Annotated in this window: 14 protein-coding genes; 8 read left to right on the top strand and 6 right to left on the bottom strand. The window is 47.4% G+C overall.

Annotated elements, in window-relative coordinates; translation table 11 throughout:
• The first annotated feature begins 12 nt into the window (after positions 1 to 12).
• From rlmN to B076_RS0108865, 7 genes are all read left to right on the top strand, one after another.
• The gene (rlmN, locus tag B076_RS0108895) at positions 13 to 1,110 is read left to right on the top strand and encodes a 23S rRNA (adenine(2503)-C(2))-methyltransferase RlmN (protein WP_038150515.1); all 1,098 of its coding nucleotides are present in this window, start codon (positions 13 to 15) and stop codon (positions 1,108 to 1,110) included.
• Between the two features lie 28 nt (positions 1,111 to 1,138).
• Positions 1,139 to 1,528, top strand: a complete 390-nt coding sequence (locus B076_RS0108890) for a helix-turn-helix domain-containing protein (protein ID WP_028486996.1) — start codon at positions 1,139 to 1,141, stop codon at positions 1,526 to 1,528.
• 78 nt (positions 1,529 to 1,606) lie between these two features.
• Entirely contained in the window at positions 1,607 to 2,878 is a 1,272-nt protein-coding gene (hisS, locus tag B076_RS0108885) for a histidine--tRNA ligase (RefSeq protein ID WP_028486995.1), read from the top strand.
• 67 nt (positions 2,879 to 2,945) lie between these two features.
• A complete protein-coding gene (locus tag B076_RS0108880; protein WP_028486994.1) occupies positions 2,946 to 3,587 on the top strand; it encodes a YfgM family protein in 642 nt (213 codons plus the stop codon).
• 49 nt (positions 3,588 to 3,636) lie between these two features.
• A complete protein-coding gene (bamB, locus tag B076_RS0108875; protein WP_028486993.1) occupies positions 3,637 to 4,863 on the top strand; it encodes an outer membrane protein assembly factor BamB in 1,227 nt (408 codons plus the stop codon).
• 3 nt (positions 4,864 to 4,866) lie between these two features.
• Entirely contained in the window at positions 4,867 to 6,291 is a 1,425-nt protein-coding gene (der, locus tag B076_RS0108870; RefSeq protein ID WP_028486992.1) for a ribosome biogenesis GTPase Der, read from the top strand.
• Between the two features lie 78 nt (positions 6,292 to 6,369).
• Positions 6,370 to 10,230 carry a DUF3683 domain-containing protein gene (locus B076_RS0108865; protein ID WP_028486991.1) on the top strand — a complete coding sequence of 1,287 codons (3,861 nt, stop codon included), beginning with the start codon at positions 6,370 to 6,372 and terminating at the stop codon, positions 10,228 to 10,230.
• A gap of 57 nt (positions 10,231 to 10,287) precedes the next feature.
• On the opposite strand, the gene B076_RS13200 is transcribed toward B076_RS0108865, so the two are convergent.
• The 3 genes from B076_RS13200 to B076_RS0108845 form a co-directional block, all read right to left on the bottom strand.
• Positions 10,288 to 11,513, bottom strand: a protein-coding gene (locus B076_RS13200; RefSeq protein ID WP_245566346.1) for an IS3 family transposase whose coding sequence is annotated in 2 segments (ribosomal slippage) — positions 10,288 to 11,156 and positions 11,156 to 11,513 — 1,227 coding nt in all. Because the reading frame shifts where the segments join, the coding sequence is not laid out codon by codon here.
• A 161-nt stretch (positions 11,514 to 11,674) separates the two neighbouring features.
• Positions 11,675 to 11,974: a c-type cytochrome gene (locus B076_RS0108850; RefSeq protein WP_028486989.1), complete on the bottom strand. Its 300-nt coding sequence runs from the start codon at positions 11,972 to 11,974 to the stop codon at positions 11,675 to 11,677.
• A 158-nt stretch (positions 11,975 to 12,132) separates the two neighbouring features.
• Complete coding sequence (locus B076_RS0108845; RefSeq protein ID WP_028486988.1) at positions 12,133 to 12,438, bottom strand: c-type cytochrome; 306 nt, start codon at positions 12,436 to 12,438, stop codon at positions 12,133 to 12,135.
• 259 nt (positions 12,439 to 12,697) lie between these two features.
• On the opposite strand from B076_RS0108845, the gene B076_RS13310 reads away from it, so the two are divergent.
• On the top strand, positions 12,698 to 12,874 hold the full coding sequence (locus tag B076_RS13310; protein WP_157753547.1) for a hypothetical protein: 177 nt from the start codon (positions 12,698 to 12,700) through the stop codon (positions 12,872 to 12,874).
• A 96-nt stretch (positions 12,875 to 12,970) separates the two neighbouring features.
• Here B076_RS13310 and rsgA read toward each other — a convergent pair whose 3' ends face one another.
• From rsgA to B076_RS12580, 3 genes are read right to left on the bottom strand one after another with little or no spacing between them, the layout of a single operon-like run.
• Complete coding sequence (gene rsgA / locus B076_RS0108835) at positions 12,971 to 14,017, bottom strand: small ribosomal subunit biogenesis GTPase RsgA (protein ID WP_028486986.1); 1,047 nt, start codon at positions 14,015 to 14,017, stop codon at positions 12,971 to 12,973.
• A gap of 10 nt (positions 14,018 to 14,027) precedes the next feature.
• A complete protein-coding gene (locus B076_RS0108830) occupies positions 14,028 to 14,381 on the bottom strand; it encodes a 4a-hydroxytetrahydrobiopterin dehydratase (protein ID WP_028486985.1) in 354 nt (117 codons plus the stop codon).
• Positions 14,378 to 15,658, bottom strand: a complete 1,281-nt coding sequence (locus B076_RS12580; RefSeq protein ID WP_051347273.1) for a M48 family metallopeptidase — start codon at positions 15,656 to 15,658, stop codon at positions 14,378 to 14,380. The genes B076_RS0108830 and B076_RS12580 overlap by 4 nt, the downstream gene beginning before the upstream one ends.
• Between the last annotated feature and the right edge of the window lie 44 nt (positions 15,659 to 15,702).

The following is a 15,702-nucleotide window of genomic DNA, read 5'->3' as shown; positions in this document are numbered from 1 at the left end:
TTAAGAGTGACAATGGAAATAACGGAAAAGGTCGACCTGCTCGGAATGGACAGGGCTGCTATGGAGGCGTTTTTTACGCAGATTGGTGAAAAGCCTTTTCGCGCTTCCCAAGTGATGAAATGGATTCATCAGCACGGTGTCAGTGAGTTTGATGAAATGACGAATTTGAGCAAAGCGCTTCGTGAGAATTTGAAAGCGGTTGCTCAGGTAAGGACACCAAAAATTGTCTCGGAACAACATTCGGATGACGGCACCATCAAATGGTTATTGGAAGTCGATAACCATAATTGCATTGAAACTGTTTTTATCCCGGAAAAGAGTCGAGGTACTTTGTGTATCTCATCCCAAGTTGGGTGTGCCTTGGAGTGTCGTTTTTGCTCTACTGGTCAACAAGGCTTTAATCGCAATCTTGAAAACTGGGAAATCATCGCTCAGATGTGGGTCGCCAATAAAGCTTTGGGTTGCAAACCCAAAGAGGAACGCAAGATTTCCAATGTGGTGTTTATGGGTATGGGAGAACCATTGCTCAATGTCACGCATGTTTTCCCGGTTGCCCGTATTTTGATGGATGATTATGCATATGGCCTTTCAAAACGTCGAGTCACAATCAGTACGGCCGGTGTGGTTCCTGCGATTGATAAAATCAAGGAAGAGGTGGATGTCAGCCTGGCGATTTCATTGCATGCGCCCAATAATCCTTTGCGGGATATTTTAGTGCCGCTCAACCAAAAGTATCCCCTTGAGGAGTTGATGCCGGCTTTGCAACGTTTTGTCGAAGGCGGACACAGTAAAAAACATGTAACGGTTGAGTATGTGATGTTGGATAAGGTCAATGACCTGCCGGAACATGCTGATCAGTTGATTGAGCTGCTTGGGGATCTGCCTTGCAAAATCAACTTGATTCCCTTTAATCCGTTTCCAAATACCGAGTATGTGCGTTCCTCCAATAATGCCATTCATCGCTTTCAACAGAAATTGACCGATGCCGGTCTAAACTGCACTGTTCGAAAAACCCGTGGAGAGGACATTGATGCGGCTTGCGGTCAGTTGGCCGGAAAGGTTAAGGACCGTACTAAACGAACCGTTCACCGGGTAGACTTCAAAGATTAGCCCTGACTGCAATTAACAAGGATTGAGAATGACTGAACAAGAGAATGTCGAAGTGCCATTGAATGAGTTGCTGAGCAAAACTCGAAAAGCCAGGCATCTCAGTGTGGAAGAAGCGGCGAAAAGCCTCAACTTGTCAGTCGAACAATTGGAAAACCTTGAAGATGCGGAATTGAATCTGGCTGAGCTGAGCCCTTTTGAAAGAGGCTATCTACGTAATTACATGGGCTTGTTGGAACTTGATGAGAGTCTTTATGAGACCTATTTCCCCAGCGCACAGCCAGTGGGCAGTCAACTGAAATCGATGAAACGTTTTCAGTTTGTGGAGCCCAAGCCTGCACTCTTTATGAGTGTTGGGCGATTTATATTAATTTTGGTCATACTGGCAGCGGCCGGTATTGCGGTCTGGATGTCGTTTTAGGGTCGATTTTTCGCCTGTTTGAACATTGTGATCAGCCATTTCACCTGCTATTAAAAATTACAAAGAGTTTAAAAACTTATGGGAAAACAGATTTCAGCCATTCGTGGTATGAATGACCTTTATGGTTCAGAAGTAGAAGCGTTTGATTACTTGCTCACCCAAGCTCAACAGACTTTACAACAGTATGGTTTTCAATCTATCCGCTTACCGATTGTTGAAAAAACAGAGCTTTTTGCGCGTTCCATCGGTGAGGTGACCGACATCGTTGAGAAGGAAATGTATACCTTCGAAGATCGTAATGGAGACAGCCTCACTTTGCGTCCCGAAGGAACGGCCGGATGTGTACGCGCCATGATCCAAAACGGTTTGATCCATAATCAGATTCAGAAGCTGTACTACAGTGGCCCAATGTTCCGTTATGAGCGTCCTCAAAAAGGTCGGTACCGTCAGTTTCATCAGTTTGGCGTTGAAGTGTTTGGCGTAAATGATGTGGACATTGATGCAGAGCTGATTGCCTTGAGTGCGCGTCTATGGGATAAACTGGGTCTGGACAAGCTGGAACTGCAGATTAATTCCCTGGGAAGTCAAGAAGCTCGAAGCGCCTATAGAGACAAGCTGGTTGCGTATCTTACCGAGCATAAAGATCAGTTGGATGAGGATAGTCTAAGACGCCTGGAATCGAACCCTTTGAGGATTCTGGATACTAAAAATCCAGATATGAAGAGTGTGGTCGACAAGGCTCCAAAATTGATTGAGCATCTGGACACCGAATCCGCCGAGCACTTTGCAAATTTAAAGGCGTATTTGGATGATTTAGGCATAGAATATGTTGTTAATCCCAACCTGGTACGAGGCTTGGATTATTATAATCGTACGGTCTTTGAATGGATTACCACAGAGCTTGGTGCACAAGGAACCGTCTGTGCGGGTGGACGTTATGATAGTTTGGTCGAGCAAATTGGCGGCAAGCCGACACCGGCGGTTGGATTTGCGATGGGAATCGAGCGTTTAACGGCTTTGTTGCAAGATAAAGCCTTGGTTCCTTCACAAGCCTTAGCGGATATTTACGTGGTGTTGGTGGGTGATAAGGTACATAGACCAGGCCTGGTCATTTCTGAAATGCTACGAGAAGCTTTGCCGGATTTGAAGGTGCAGATGAATTGCGGTGGCGGAAGTTTCAAAAGCCAGTTTAAGAAAGCCGACAAATCCGATGCGCGCTATGCAATCGTTTTAGGTGATCAGGAAGTCGAGAACCAACAAGTTGCCGTAAAACCGCTCAGAGAGGATGCCGAACAAACCTTGGTGTCATGGGATGGGCTGGCCGCTTATTTGCAGGCTCGTTTCGATTAATTCATTAATTTGAAACGAATTATAATCATTGAACAGAATTTAACAATCGAATAGGGAATTCATAATTATGAGTCGTTATGAAACGGAAGAAGAACAGGTTGAAGCAATCAAATCTTGGTGGAAAAAGAACGGCACTCAGTTATTAACGGGGCTTTTGGTTATTGCGGTGGCTTTCTCCGGTTGGCGTTATTGGAATCATCAAAATCAAGTCAAGTCCATGAATGCTTCCGCACTGTTTGAAGTGATGCAGATGAATTTACAGCAGGGTACGTATGGTGAGGTTTCCCGAGAAGGGTTGAAGCTGATTCAAGAACAGCCCGAGAGTCCTTACGCCGCAGCCGCTGCGATGATGCTGGCGAAGTACAGTTATGAAAAAGGTGAGTTTGATACGGCTAAACAGCATCTTGAATGGGTTCGTAGCCATGCACAGGACGATTCAATCAAGCAAGTAGCGACTCTACGTTTGGCAAGATTGTTGGCCGACAAACAAGAGTTTTCAAGCGCACAAGGTGTACTTAATCAGGTGAACAAGGAATCTCTTTTACCCGCAGAAAAGGCCGGTATGGATTATGTCTCTGGATTAATTGCACTGGGTCAGGCCAATCTGTCTGACGCGGCAGACGGGTTTCGAAAGGTGGTCAATAATCCTGATGCATCCAAGACCTTACAAGGGATTGCTCAGATTCAATTGGATGATTTACCTCACTAAATCAATTTTTACGGATTGATGGTTTTAGTTTTTATATAGGATGCATGCAGTGAATTTTTTACGCGGCGCTTCATTGATTTTCTTGGCACTCGGTTTGACCGCGTGTTCCTCTTCAAAAGTGGTCAGAGTGCCAGCCAGTTTGACACCGCTGGATTCTCCGTTGCAGATTGAGAGAAATTGGCAGGTACAACTCAATGAGATGCGTGCCTTTGAAGAGAAAGGCTTGAATATCGCACAAAACAAAGAAATGGTTTTTGCGGCCGATGTTCAGGGCTTGGTCTCGGCCTTTGCCAAGGAGAACCAGTCACGCTGGACAGATCAGGTACTGTGGCAAATTCAGCTTTCTGAAAAGATTGTTTCCGGCCCTGTTCTTGATCAGAATCACCTGATTATCGGTACGGCCAAGGGGAAAGTGATTGCACTTTCCAGTGAGTCGGGAGACGTAGTCTGGCAGACGCAGCTATCTAGTGAGGTGGTGGGTCGAGCTGTGGTTGCTGAACAGAAACTCTTCACTCGCACTGTGGACGGCCGCCTCTATGCCTTGAGTGCGACAAACGGGCGCATTATCTGGGTTACGGAGAATCAAATCCCTAATCTTTCTCTCAGGGGCGTAGCCCCCGTGCTTTATCATCAGGCTCGTCTCTACATTGGATGGGAGACCGGTAAGGTAGAGGCGGTGTCAGCGGATTCTGGGAAATCTCTGTGGGAAAGCCGTATTGCCATACCTAGAGGGCGCACTGACTTGGAACGTATGGTCGATGTTCAGGCTTCCTTGGTGATTAAGCAAGATCGCCTGTTTGCATTGGGCTATCACGGCAAGTTGGTGGCAATGAACCTTGAGAATGGCAACCTCTACTATGCCAAGGATGTGTCCGGTTATCGTGACTTTGTTGTTGATGATCAGGCGATTTATGTGGTCGATGAAGATGATATTGTGCATGCATACGACCTTTCCAACGGTACCAAGCTATGGAGCCAGGTTGGTCTGAAATACCGCAGCTTAAGAGACTTAAAAGTTTACAAAGATATGCTTTTGGCGATTGATGGGCTTGGGTATTTACATTGGTTGAATAAGACCCATGGCACCATTTCAGCACGGGTCAAACACAGTAATGCGTACGGTGACGAAGATCAGGTTGTTCAAGCATTAGTCGAGGGAGATAGACTCTACTTGTTGGATAATGCCGGCACCATCAATAGCTATCAGGTCGAACCTTCTGATTTATCCACTTTTCAAACCGCAGCGGAACCGACCGCCGCTGAGCAAGGCCAATAAATAATGAGTAAACCTGTCATCGCCCTGGTAGGGCGTCCAAATGTTGGTAAGTCAACATTATTCAACCGGTTGACTCGCTCAAGGGACGCCATAGTGGCAGACTATCCCGGGTTGACACGTGATCGCCAGTACGGAACAGGGCGAGTGGGGCAGTCTGACTATATTGTTGTTGATACCGGTGGCTTGAGCGGCGAGACAGAGGGCGTGGATCCTTTGATGGCCGGTCAGGTTCAAGCTGCTCTGGAAGAAGCGGATGCAGTTTTGTTTTTGGTGGATGGCCGCCAAGGATTGACCCATGGTGACGAGGTCATCGCTAAATACATTCGCCAGTTTGATAAAACGGTTCAGATTTTGGTCAATAAGACCGAAGGTTATGACCATGATCTGGCAAAATCAGATTTCTATCAGTTGGGACTGGGTGATCCTTTGCCGATTTCTTCGGCGCACGGCGATAATGTAGCCAATTGCATCAACCATGTACTCGATCAGATTCCTCAAAAAGAGGGAGAAAACGAACAGGAGTTGGACGACCATCCAGGCATTCGTGTGGCCGTGATCGGACGTCCCAATGTGGGTAAATCAACGCTCATCAACCGTATGATCGGTGAGCAGAGGGTGGTTGCATTTGATATGCCGGGCACCACGCGAGACAGTATTTATGTGCCTTTTGAGCGTGACGGACAGGAATATACACTGATTGATACCGCCGGGGTGCGCCGACGTAAGAATATCTCGGAAAAAGTCGAGAAGTTCAGTATTGTCAAAGCCATTGAGGCGATGGAAGATTCGCATGTGGTTATTCTGGTGATTGACGGCTCTGAAGGGCTGACTGATCAGGATTTGACGCTGCTTGGTTTGGCGATTGAATCCGGGCGAGGTTTGGTTTTGGCGGTCAATAAGTGGGACAATTTGGATGCCGATCAGCGCCAGAAAGTGAAGCATGAACTCAGTTTCCGCTTGCAGTTTGCTGACTATGCCAAACAGCATTTGATTTCGGCTTTACATGGTACTGGCGTGGGAGATCTATTCAAGACCGTTAAGAGTGTCTATCTGGCGGCGATGAAGCGGGTTTCTACCTCCGACCTGAATCGTGTTCTTGAGCAGGCGGTATTGGAGCATCAGCCGCCGCTGATTTCCGGCAGACGAGTCAAGTTACGTTATGCTCACTTGGGCGGACTTAATCCACCGAGAGTCATTATCCATGGGACTCAAGTCGATCGCTTGCCTCAAGCTTATACGAAATATTTGACCAATGTCTTTCGTAAAGCCTTCAAATGGGTCGGCACGCCAGTGACCATCGAATACAAAGTCACGGCTAACCCCTTTGAGGGTCGTAAGAATAAATTGTCTGAACGTATTCGGCGTAAAGAAGGAGAGCCGGTTGCGTTCAAGAAAAAGAAAAAGCGTACCCAAAAAAGCAGGACTTAGTCGGCTCTTGATTTGAGACACTGAGTTTCCAATTTAATTAAGCATCATTCTGACAATACTAAGAGTTTAGACAGCATTATGAGTCCAAATCCGGCTAAACGCATTCGAGAAATTCCCTATAACTACACCTCTTTTTCAGATAAAGAGATCGTGCTGAGATTTCTGGGGGAATCAGGTTGGCGAACCATTGAATCCTTGCGTGATTCGAGAAATACCGGCCGTTCTGCACGCATGCTGTTTGAAGTCTTGGGGGATATGTGGGTCGTGACACGCAACCCTTATATTCAAGACGATTTGATTGAAAACCCAAAACGTCGTGATGCTTTGGTTAAAGCTTTGAATCACCGTTTGAAACAGGTAGAGCAGCGTCTTAACGGCAATGAGCTGGCCGAGGATCTGTTGCTGTCGGTTCGCGATGCGGTGATCTCGTTTTCCGAGTGGTTTCCAAGACAGATTGAGCTTAGATCGCAAGTTAAGAAAAAACTCTCGAAATTCACGCGTAATGACAATATCGATTTTGGCGGACTGGCTCGAGTGTCGCATGCCACTGATGCCACCGACTGGCGTGTGGAGTTGCCCTTGGTGGTGGTGTCGCCCGACAAAGAGGAAGAAATTGCCTATATCGTCAATGCCTGCATTGAACTCGGGTTGACGATGATTCCACGCGGTGGGGGCACCGGCTATACCGGTGGCGCGATTCCATTGCATCAGGATTCGGTGGTCATCAATACTGAAAAGCTCGAGTATATGAGTCTGGTTGAGCAGGCTGAACTGCCCGGAATCGGCAAGGTGCCGACCATTCAAACCGGCGCGGGGGTTGTGACTCGACGAGTTTCCGAACAGGCCGAACGTTTTGGTTATGTGTTTGCGGTGGATCCCACTTCACAGGATGCTTCTTGCATTGGCGGTAACATCGCCATGAATGCCGGCGGTAAAAAGGCGGTGTTGTGGGGGACGACTTTGGATAATCTGGCTTCCTGGAAAATGGTCATGCCGGATGCCACCTGGTTGGAAATAAGCCGCATCAATCACAATTTAGGCAAACTTCAAGACCAGAAACTGGTCAGCTTTGAGATGCAACGCTATGAGATGGATGGCGTAACCAAAATTGATTCGCCGGTTCGCCTGGATATGCCTGGCTCCGCTTTCCGTAAAGCGGGATTGGGTAAGGATGTAACGGACAAGTTTTTAAGCGGTTTGCCAGGGGTTCAAAAAGAGGGCTGTGACGGTATTATCACGTCGGCGCGTTTTGTTGTGCATCGCATGCCGAGCCATACACGTACCGTCTGTCTGGAGTTTTTCGGTACCGATCTGAGTCTAGCCGTGCCGGCGATTGTTGAAATTACCGATTTCATTGAAAGCAAAAAGCAGCAAGGCATCCTTTTGGCCGGTCTCGAACACTTGGATGAGCGTTACATCAAGGCGGTGAAATACAACACTAAGGCCAACCGTAAAGGTTTGCCGAAAATGATTCTGCTCGCCGATATTTGTGGTGAAAACGGTTTTGAAGTCGCCAATACCTGTAGTGAGATTGTCGAACTTGCCAATAAACGCGATGCAGAGGGGTTTATTGCCGTTTCCGAAGAGGCGCGTAAACGTTTCTGGTCGGATCGTTCGCGCACCGCTGCCATCTCTGCACATACCAACGCCTTTAAAATCAATGAAGATGTGGTGATTCCGCTTGAGCGTTTGAATGATTACAACAATGAGATTGAACGCATCAATATCGAATTGTCGATTCAAAATAAATTGGATATTCTGGATTCACTGAGTGATTACTTCTCATCACCGATCAAGGAGTTCAGTCAGGAAGACGATTTTGAGGACAGTAAAGGACCGACCAGTTACTTTAAGGGCAAGGTTGAGGCGACTAAAAGCCACCTCAGTCAGGTCAAGCAGCGTTGGTCATCCATTTTGGCACATTTGGACACGCCAGCCGAGCAGCATTTGAATCTGTACCCTGCTGGTGTGGCCGACAAAGTCCGTGAAGGTGACCAAGTGATCAACCTGCTGCTGCGCCGCGATTTGACGGTTTCTTATCGTCAGGAAGTGTTGGAGTTCCTTAAAGAAACGTTCATGGGTCATGATTTTGAGCCTTTGCACAAGAAACTTAAGGAGTTGCATTTTGAACTGCGCAACGCACGTTTGTTTGTGGCACTGCATATGCATGCCGGCGACGGTAATATCCATACCAATATTCCGGTGCATTCCAATAACTATGAAATGATCCACCTTGCCGATAAGGTAGTGGATCGTATTATGGATATCGCGCACCGACTGGGTGGGGTCATTTCCGGTGAACACGGAATCGGTTTGACCAAATTCCAATACCTGGAAGCCGACAAAATCGCCGATTTTGTTCAGTATAAGCAAAAAATCGATCCTCAAGGCCATTTCAACCGAGGTAAGTTGATGCCCGGTTCCGGTTTGCAGAAGGCCTATACGCCGTCATTGCAATTGGTTCAGCAAGAGGCGTTGATTCTGGAAGCGACCGAGCTGGATGAGCTGAATAATGACATCAAGGATTGTTTACGTTGCGGTAAGTGTAAACCGGTCTGTCAGACGCATATCCCACGGGCAAACTTGCTGTACTCGCCACGCAATAAGATTTTGGCGACGGGTCAGGTCATCGAGGCTTTCCTGTATGAAGAGCAGACACGGCGTGGTATCTCCTTGCATCATTTCGATGCCATGAACGATGTGGCTGACCACTGTACCACTTGTCACAAGTGCGAAGCGCCATGTCCGGTGGACATCGATTTCGGCGACGTGTCGATCCGCATGCGGACGATTCTGACCAATATGGGACAGAAAAAGAACAGCCTGATGGTGAAAGCCGCGCTACTGTTCCTGAACACCAAAAATCCCATGACCATCAAAGTGTTACGCAAAACCATGATTGGTTGGGGCTCAATAGCCATTACCTTGGGGCACAAATTGGCAAAATGGACAGGCCTGGTTGGCCGCAAAAAAGTCTTGCCAGCCAGTTCCAGTCAACCGGCTTCGGTACAATTGCAGGTAATCAACTTTGTACGCAAACCTTTGGATACCGGTCCAAACCAAAGCAGTTACCGCAATGTACTGGGTCTGGAAGATGCGACCCAGATTCCGATTGTGCGCGATCCGGCGAAAACTACCGAAGATTCCGAAGCGGTCTTTTATTTCCCTGGGTGTGGTTCTGAGCGTCTGTTCAGCGACATTGGCCTGGCGACCATTTCATCGTTGTACGATGCAGGGGTGCAAACCATATTGCCACCAGGTTATCTTTGCTGTGGTTATCCTCAAGCGGCAGCGGGTCTGGCGCAAACCAGCTCGCAAATCACGACGGAGAACCGTGCCTTGTTCCATCGTGTCGCCAATACATTGAACTACATGGATATTAAAACGGTGATCGTCTCTTGCGGTACCTGTTACGATCAGTTGACCAAATATGAGTTCGAGCGTATTTTCCCAGGTTGTCGTCTGCTGGATATTCATGAGTTCTTGACTGAAAAGGGCATGGGGCTGGAAGGGGCGACTGGCAAGCAATACCTTTATCATGCGCCGTGTCATGATCCTATGAAGCAGATGGATGGCACGCAAGTGGCCAAGGATCTGTTGCAGTCGGAAGTTCAGTTTAGTGACCGCTGTTGCAGCGAGGCGGGAACCATGGCCACGGCACGTCCAGATATTGCCCGTCAGTTGCGTTTTAGGAAAGAAGCCGAACTCAAACAGGGTTTGATTGATCTGACTGGAAAAGACAAGATTTCAGATGGCAGCGTCAAGGTGTTGACCTCCTGTCCTGCTTGCCAGCAAGGGCTGGGGCGTTATGCCGACAATACCGGGATGGATACCGATTACATCGTGGTGGAGCTAATGAAAAACCGTTACGGCGACAAATGGAATAAAGAATTCCTAGCCAAGCTCGAAGCGGGCGGTATTGAGAAGGTGTTACTGTAAACGGTTTTAGTAACATGTCCCGTCCTAAAATACGTTGACGGTTTTAAATAAGGTCAGTTACGTAAGTAACTGGCCTTTTTTGTGCACTTCTTCTGGCGTTTTCATTCCAAGACTCAGGTGCGGTCTGTATTCATTATAAAGCCTTACTGATTCGTCAATCAGGATTTTAAGTTCGTTAAAGGTTTTACATTTATACAGTAAAAACTCTTGCTTTAAAATTCCGTTCACTCGCTCGGCAAGTGCATTTTGATAGCAGTCATAGCCATCGGTCATCGATGGCCTGACACCATGTTTTCTTAAGCTCGATTGATAACGCTCTGAGCAGTATTGTGAGCCTCTGTCTGAGTGGTGGATGAGCTGGTTTTTATAGTCTTTACCTTTTACGGATTGTTCAAAGGCTTGAACCATATTGTCAGCTTTCATATCGTGGCTGAGCTTATGTCCAACGATCTTGCGTGAGTAGGCATCCGTTACTAATGACAGGTAGTGAATGCCTTGTTCACTTTCTACATAGGTGATGTCGCTGACAAACACTTGTTCAGGTTGCGTTAAGTTTGGCTCAACGTAAAGGTTGGGATGCTTTTTCATCCAGTGTTTACTATAGGTTGTTTTGATGTAACTCTTTGTGGGTTTCACTAACAGACCCAAGCTGCGTAAGCAGCTAAATAGGCCATCTCGGCCTATTTTAATATCGAGTGATTCCAGTGTGTCTTTAATATGATGATAAAGCTTTCTCGTGCCGAGTCGTGGTAGTTTTCTTCTAATATCCAGCACAATACTTTCTATGCGTTGCCATTGCTCATAGCGCTTTTCATCTCGAGTCTTAGCTTGGTAATAGGCTTGTCTTGATAAGCCAAACAATTGGCACAGGTGCGTTAGACTGACTCTTTTTTGTTGCCGTCTTTTTTCAATTGTTTGGCTAAGTGCTTTTTTCTGAGCTGCGTTCCGTACTGACTATCCAGAAGATCGACCATTTCATTTAGAATGCTATTTTTGAGCTGTTCGTCTGATAGCTGGCGCTCTAGACGTTTGATGGCTTGTGCTGGGGTTTCGGGGGCAGTCTTGGATTGGGGTTTTGACACGGTCGGTTCCTTATGGAGTTTTGTCCAGTCCAGATTACCATGTTTTCTCAACCAGGTTAATACAGTACTACGGCCTTGGATGCCGTAATGTTTTTGAGCTTGCTTGTAGGTAAACGTGCCTTTTTCTACTTGTTCTACAACGGATAATTTAAAGCCTAGAGTGTAATCACGTTGGGTTCTTTTTCTATGCGGAATGTCCATGGATAGGTCTCCAATGTGTCAACCTATTTCAGGACGGGACAACAGATATAAAAAAGGCACTCAATTGAGTGCCTTTTTTATTGCATCAAACTAAGGAACCTATGATTCAATCAGAGCTTCCTAAGCAGGCCTGCCCGTTTTGCTGAAGCCTGAAAGCAAGATTACTTGGCCGTTTGCGCTGCGTAATAGGCGGCCAGGTCTTTGATTTCCTGGTCGCTTAGGCCTTTGGCAAAAGGCACCATGGTTGCATCCTTACGGAAGCCATCACGGAAATCTTTCAGTTGTTTTTCAAGGTAGCTGGCGTGTTGTCCGGCCAGTTTAGGAAAGTTCGGAACCATGCTGTTACCATCGGCACCGTGGCAACCAACGCAGGTTTTGGCCTTAGCAGGCTCTTCAATGGCATGTGCTGAGGCGCTCATCAATACACCAGTAGTCATTGCTGCAACAAGTAATTTTTTCATTATTCTGTACCCGTGAGTTATTTAGTTAATCGCCCATCATTAAAATCGAAGATGGCGTTAGGGTCAAGTGCGAGCTTGCCTAAGCTTGGGAAATTTACAAAAAAAAACCGCCCAAGGTAGAACCTGTGGGCGGCATGTCGCTGAAACTCTATGTTAAATTATAGAGAAGCAGTGTAAGCAGCGATGTTTTCGATGTCTGCGTCAGAAAGACCAGCAGCCATTGGAGCCATCATAGAAGTCATAGGACCTACTTGCTCACCCGCTTTGTACTTGTGCAGTTTAGCAGCGATGTCCGCAGCTGGCTGACCAGCTAGTTTAGGACCTACTCCGCCTTCACCGGCAGCACCGTGACAACCAACACAAGTTGCATAAGCACCTTGACCTGCAGCTGCATCACCAGCTTGTGCCGCAGCACCGAAAGAAACTAGACCAGCAGTCGCTAGTGCAATGATTACTTTTTTCATAATGTACTCTCCTAAAGCACTTGATAAAAAACTCGGGTTTAACCCTGGGTGCAATTACAAACGAAAAGCCCTGTTTAGTCAAGATAGAAACCTTGAGTAATCCTTAAAAAAGGGCGGAATTGTGAATAAAACCATAAGCTTTTGACTCAACCTTTGATAAAGTGACGTTTAATGTTTAGGAGAGTGTCAAGCCGGAAAGTTTTGCGGCACAAAAGCTAGGTTTTTATAGCTACGATAAATAACGCATTGGGAGAATGATTTGTTTCGATTATGGATTTTAGTCGTTGTGATGACGATCATCAGTTGGTTCGTATTACGCCTGGTTAACAAACCCACGCACATCGCTTGGGTGTTTCTGTTTTGGGTGGCGGCCATCATGGGGGCGACCTTGTTGCTTTATGGTGTGTCGGTGTGGTTCACCAGTCAACAAACTTAAAGGGTCGAAATAAAACAGAGAATCAGTCCTTTCCAGCTTATGTTGTCGGCTCGGGACAGGCCTGTTCATTTTGTGTTTGGCCTAAATCAAGTCGATTTAGTTGGAATCCGCCTGGATTTGCGCTTTAAACTCCTCTCTAAGGCGTTGGAAGCTTTGGTAACGTGAATAGGCAATGTCACCGTTTTCAACCGCCGCTTTAATGGCGCATTGAGGTTCGATCGTGTGTGTGCAGTTATTGAACTTACACTGTCCAAGAAACGGTGCAAAATCAGGGTACATCGATTCCAATTCCGCCAGGCTGCAAGGCATGGGACTGAATTGACGTACGCCCGGTGAGTCGATCAGATTCCCGCCGTCGTCCAGCCCGGGAGTCGATTCTGGAAGATGGTACAAGATACTGTTGGTTGTGGTGTGCTTGCCTAAACCGGAAGCGTCTGAAAGCTCTCCGGTGCGGATGTCCAAATCGGGAATCAATGCGTTGATCAGAGACGACTTTCCGGCACCGGAAGGGCCGACGAAAACTGAGTTTTTGTTCGACATGATCGCTCTTAGGTCGTTTAAGCCTTCCTGTGAGACGCAGGACGCGGCCACCAGTTCAATTCCCATCTCATCATAAGGTTCAAGCAGCTCGGCAACGGCTTCCCATTCGTCATCGGATTGCAATAAATCGACTTTGTTGATGATAATCACAACGGGAATGTCAAGCTGTTGGGCCGCCACTAGATAGCGGTCAATCATATCGGGATGGATTCCCGGTACCACTGGAGTGACCACGCCGATAAAATCGATATTGGCGGCCACCATGCGGGTTTGACCACGAAACCCCGGACGGCTTAGTTCGTGCGAACGTGGTAACACACTCACCACTACACCACTGTTGGCTTCCATATCGCTTTGCCAGATGACGCGGTCGCCGGCCACCAGTTTGCCTAGGTGTTGGCGTATGGCACAGTTATGCTTTTCACCGTCTTCACCTTCAACAAGCACGCGTTTACCGAAACTGGTAATGACCAGGCCTGTCTGTTCTTCACCCAGCAGGCTTTTATCATCCAGCTCTCTGGCACGATTCTGTTCCAGAGATGATTTCTGGCGTTTGCCACTGACGCGGCGTTTTTGTTGGGTGGTGAGTTTGCGCTTGGCCATATGGATTCAGTTAGTCCAGCAAGGCGTCGATTTTAGCGGCCATGATCATATCGTTCATGGTCAGCCCTTTGGCATTATGTGTCGTCAGGGTCACGGTGCATTGGTTGTAGCCAAAACAGACTTCGGGGTGATGGTCTTCTCGATTTGAAATCCAGGTCACGGCATTTACAAAGGCAATGGTCTGGTGGTAGTTTTTAAAGCTGTAAGTCTTGCTGATTTTGGAATAATCAAGCGGGGCTTCCCATTCATGTAATTGGCTTAGGTTACTTTCGATGCTGGGAATGATCAGTGCTTTGCTGCCTTTAGGAATCTCTTCACAATGTTGGTTCACCAGTTCGTGGATTACGTTGTTAGCCGTTGTCATTTTTTAACCTCCAATGAAACTTCTTGGGCGTTGACGGGTAATGAATTCAAGTGGTCGATGCGGATCTTAGCCGGCGGGTGACTGTCATGATAGGCCGAATAATTTGGATCTGGAGTCAGGGTGCTGGCGTTGTCACGGTACATCTTAAGCAGTGCCGAAACCAAATGGTGCGCTCCGACGTGTTTAGCGGCGAAAGCATCGGCTTCAAATTCATGTTTGCGGCTTTTGATGGCGCTAAGTGGTCCTAAAAAGAAAAACAGGGTGGGCACGGCAGTCATAAACAGTAACAGTGCCGCGGCTGGTGTTTGCGTGGCCATTCCAAGCCCCGCATAAAATTCCGGCTGTTGCGCCAGCCAGCCCAGTAATGCCAAGCCGGCTAAACTCAGCAGGGTGCTTTCAAGCAGGCGTTGTTTGATGTGTCCGTGTTTGAAGTGGCCAAGCTCGTGAGCCAACACAGCCTCGACTTCTTCTGGTGAGAGCTTTTCTAAAAGAGTGTCAAAAAAGACGATGCGTTTGTTTTTACCGAAACCGGTAAAGTAGGCGTTGCCGTGACCTGAACGCGACGAGCCGTCCATCACGAAGATGCCGTTTGATTCAAATCCGGTGCGCTCCAGCAGGTTATTGATGCGGGTTTGCATAGCCTCATCTTCTAGGGGGGTGAATTTGTTGAAAATTGGCGCAATCCACTTTGGGTAGGCCCACATGATCACCAATTGGAAAGCCATCCACACCACCCAGGTGTAAAACCACCAGGCCTGTTCAAAATAGGCGTTCATGATTGATAGAATCACCCAGATGAGCGGCAAGCCTAAAGCCAGCATCAGTAACCATTGCTTGACCAGGTCGCTGATGAACTTGCCGGCGGTGGTTTTGTTGAAACCAAAGTCGGATTCGATTTTGAACGTGCTGATGATCGAAAATGGCAGGTGCAATAACGACAGGAACCACAAGGTCGACAGCAGAAAACCGGTATCGCGCCAGATAGGGTCGAGTTGGGTGTTCAACCAGAGATTGTAGAGATCCTGAAAGCCGCCGCCAATCGTCATGAAAACCAGGATGGCCGCATCGTAAAACAGGCCAAAACGACCAAGTTGAAGTTTGGCTCGACTGTAATCGGCCGCCTTTTGATGAGCCTCTAGCGTGACCGCTTGCTCAAATTCCTCGGGGACTTTGTCACGGTGTTTGCCAATGTGAAATTGGTTTTTGATGTTTAGCCAGGCTTCAATCAGCAGGTTTAAAATCAAGGCGGTCAGAAACAGTTGCGTAATCCAGTTCATGGTTCCCTTTCTTGTTTTTGGTTGAGTCTTTTATGGGTTAAGAT

Origin of the sequence: Thiomicrorhabdus chilensis DSM 12352 (assembly GCF_000483485.1) — a bacterium.
Taxonomy (GTDB): Bacteria; Pseudomonadota; Gammaproteobacteria; order Thiomicrospirales; family Thiomicrospiraceae; genus Thiomicrorhabdus; species Thiomicrorhabdus chilensis.
The sequence above is the reverse complement of the archived record's forward strand: the minus strand, read 5'-3'. Positions and strand labels throughout refer to the sequence as shown.

Bases quoted from the DNA above. Each gene is read 5' to 3' on its own strand.
- B076_RS0108830 (WP_028486985.1), bottom strand. From the start codon at position 14,381: ATGACAACGGCTAACAACGTAATCCACGAACTGGTGAACCAACATTGT.
- der (WP_028486992.1), top strand. From the start codon at position 4,867: ATGAGTAAACCTGTCATCGCCCTGGTAGGGCGTCCAAATGTTGGTAAG.
- B076_RS0108890 (WP_028486996.1), top strand. From the start codon at position 1,139: ATGACTGAACAAGAGAATGTCGAAGTGCCATTGAATGAGTTGCTGAGC.
- B076_RS0108850 (WP_028486989.1), bottom strand. From the start codon at position 11,974: ATGAAAAAATTACTTGTTGCAGCAATGACTACTGGTGTATTGATGAGC.
- B076_RS0108865 (WP_028486991.1), top strand. From the start codon at position 6,370: ATGAGTCCAAATCCGGCTAAACGCATTCGAGAAATTCCCTATAACTAC.
- B076_RS0108880 (WP_028486994.1), top strand. From the start codon at position 2,946: ATGAGTCGTTATGAAACGGAAGAAGAACAGGTTGAAGCAATCAAATCT.
- B076_RS0108845 (WP_028486988.1), bottom strand. From the start codon at position 12,438: ATGAAAAAAGTAATCATTGCACTAGCGACTGCTGGTCTAGTTTCTTTC.
- rlmN (WP_038150515.1), top strand. From the start codon at position 13: ATGGAAATAACGGAAAAGGTCGACCTGCTCGGAATGGACAGGGCTGCT.
- hisS (WP_028486995.1), top strand. From the start codon at position 1,607: ATGGGAAAACAGATTTCAGCCATTCGTGGTATGAATGACCTTTATGGT.
- B076_RS12580 (WP_051347273.1), bottom strand. From the start codon at position 15,658: ATGAACTGGATTACGCAACTGTTTCTGACCGCCTTGATTTTAAACCTG.
- rsgA (WP_028486986.1), bottom strand. From the start codon at position 14,017: ATGGCCAAGCGCAAACTCACCACCCAACAAAAACGCCGCGTCAGTGGC.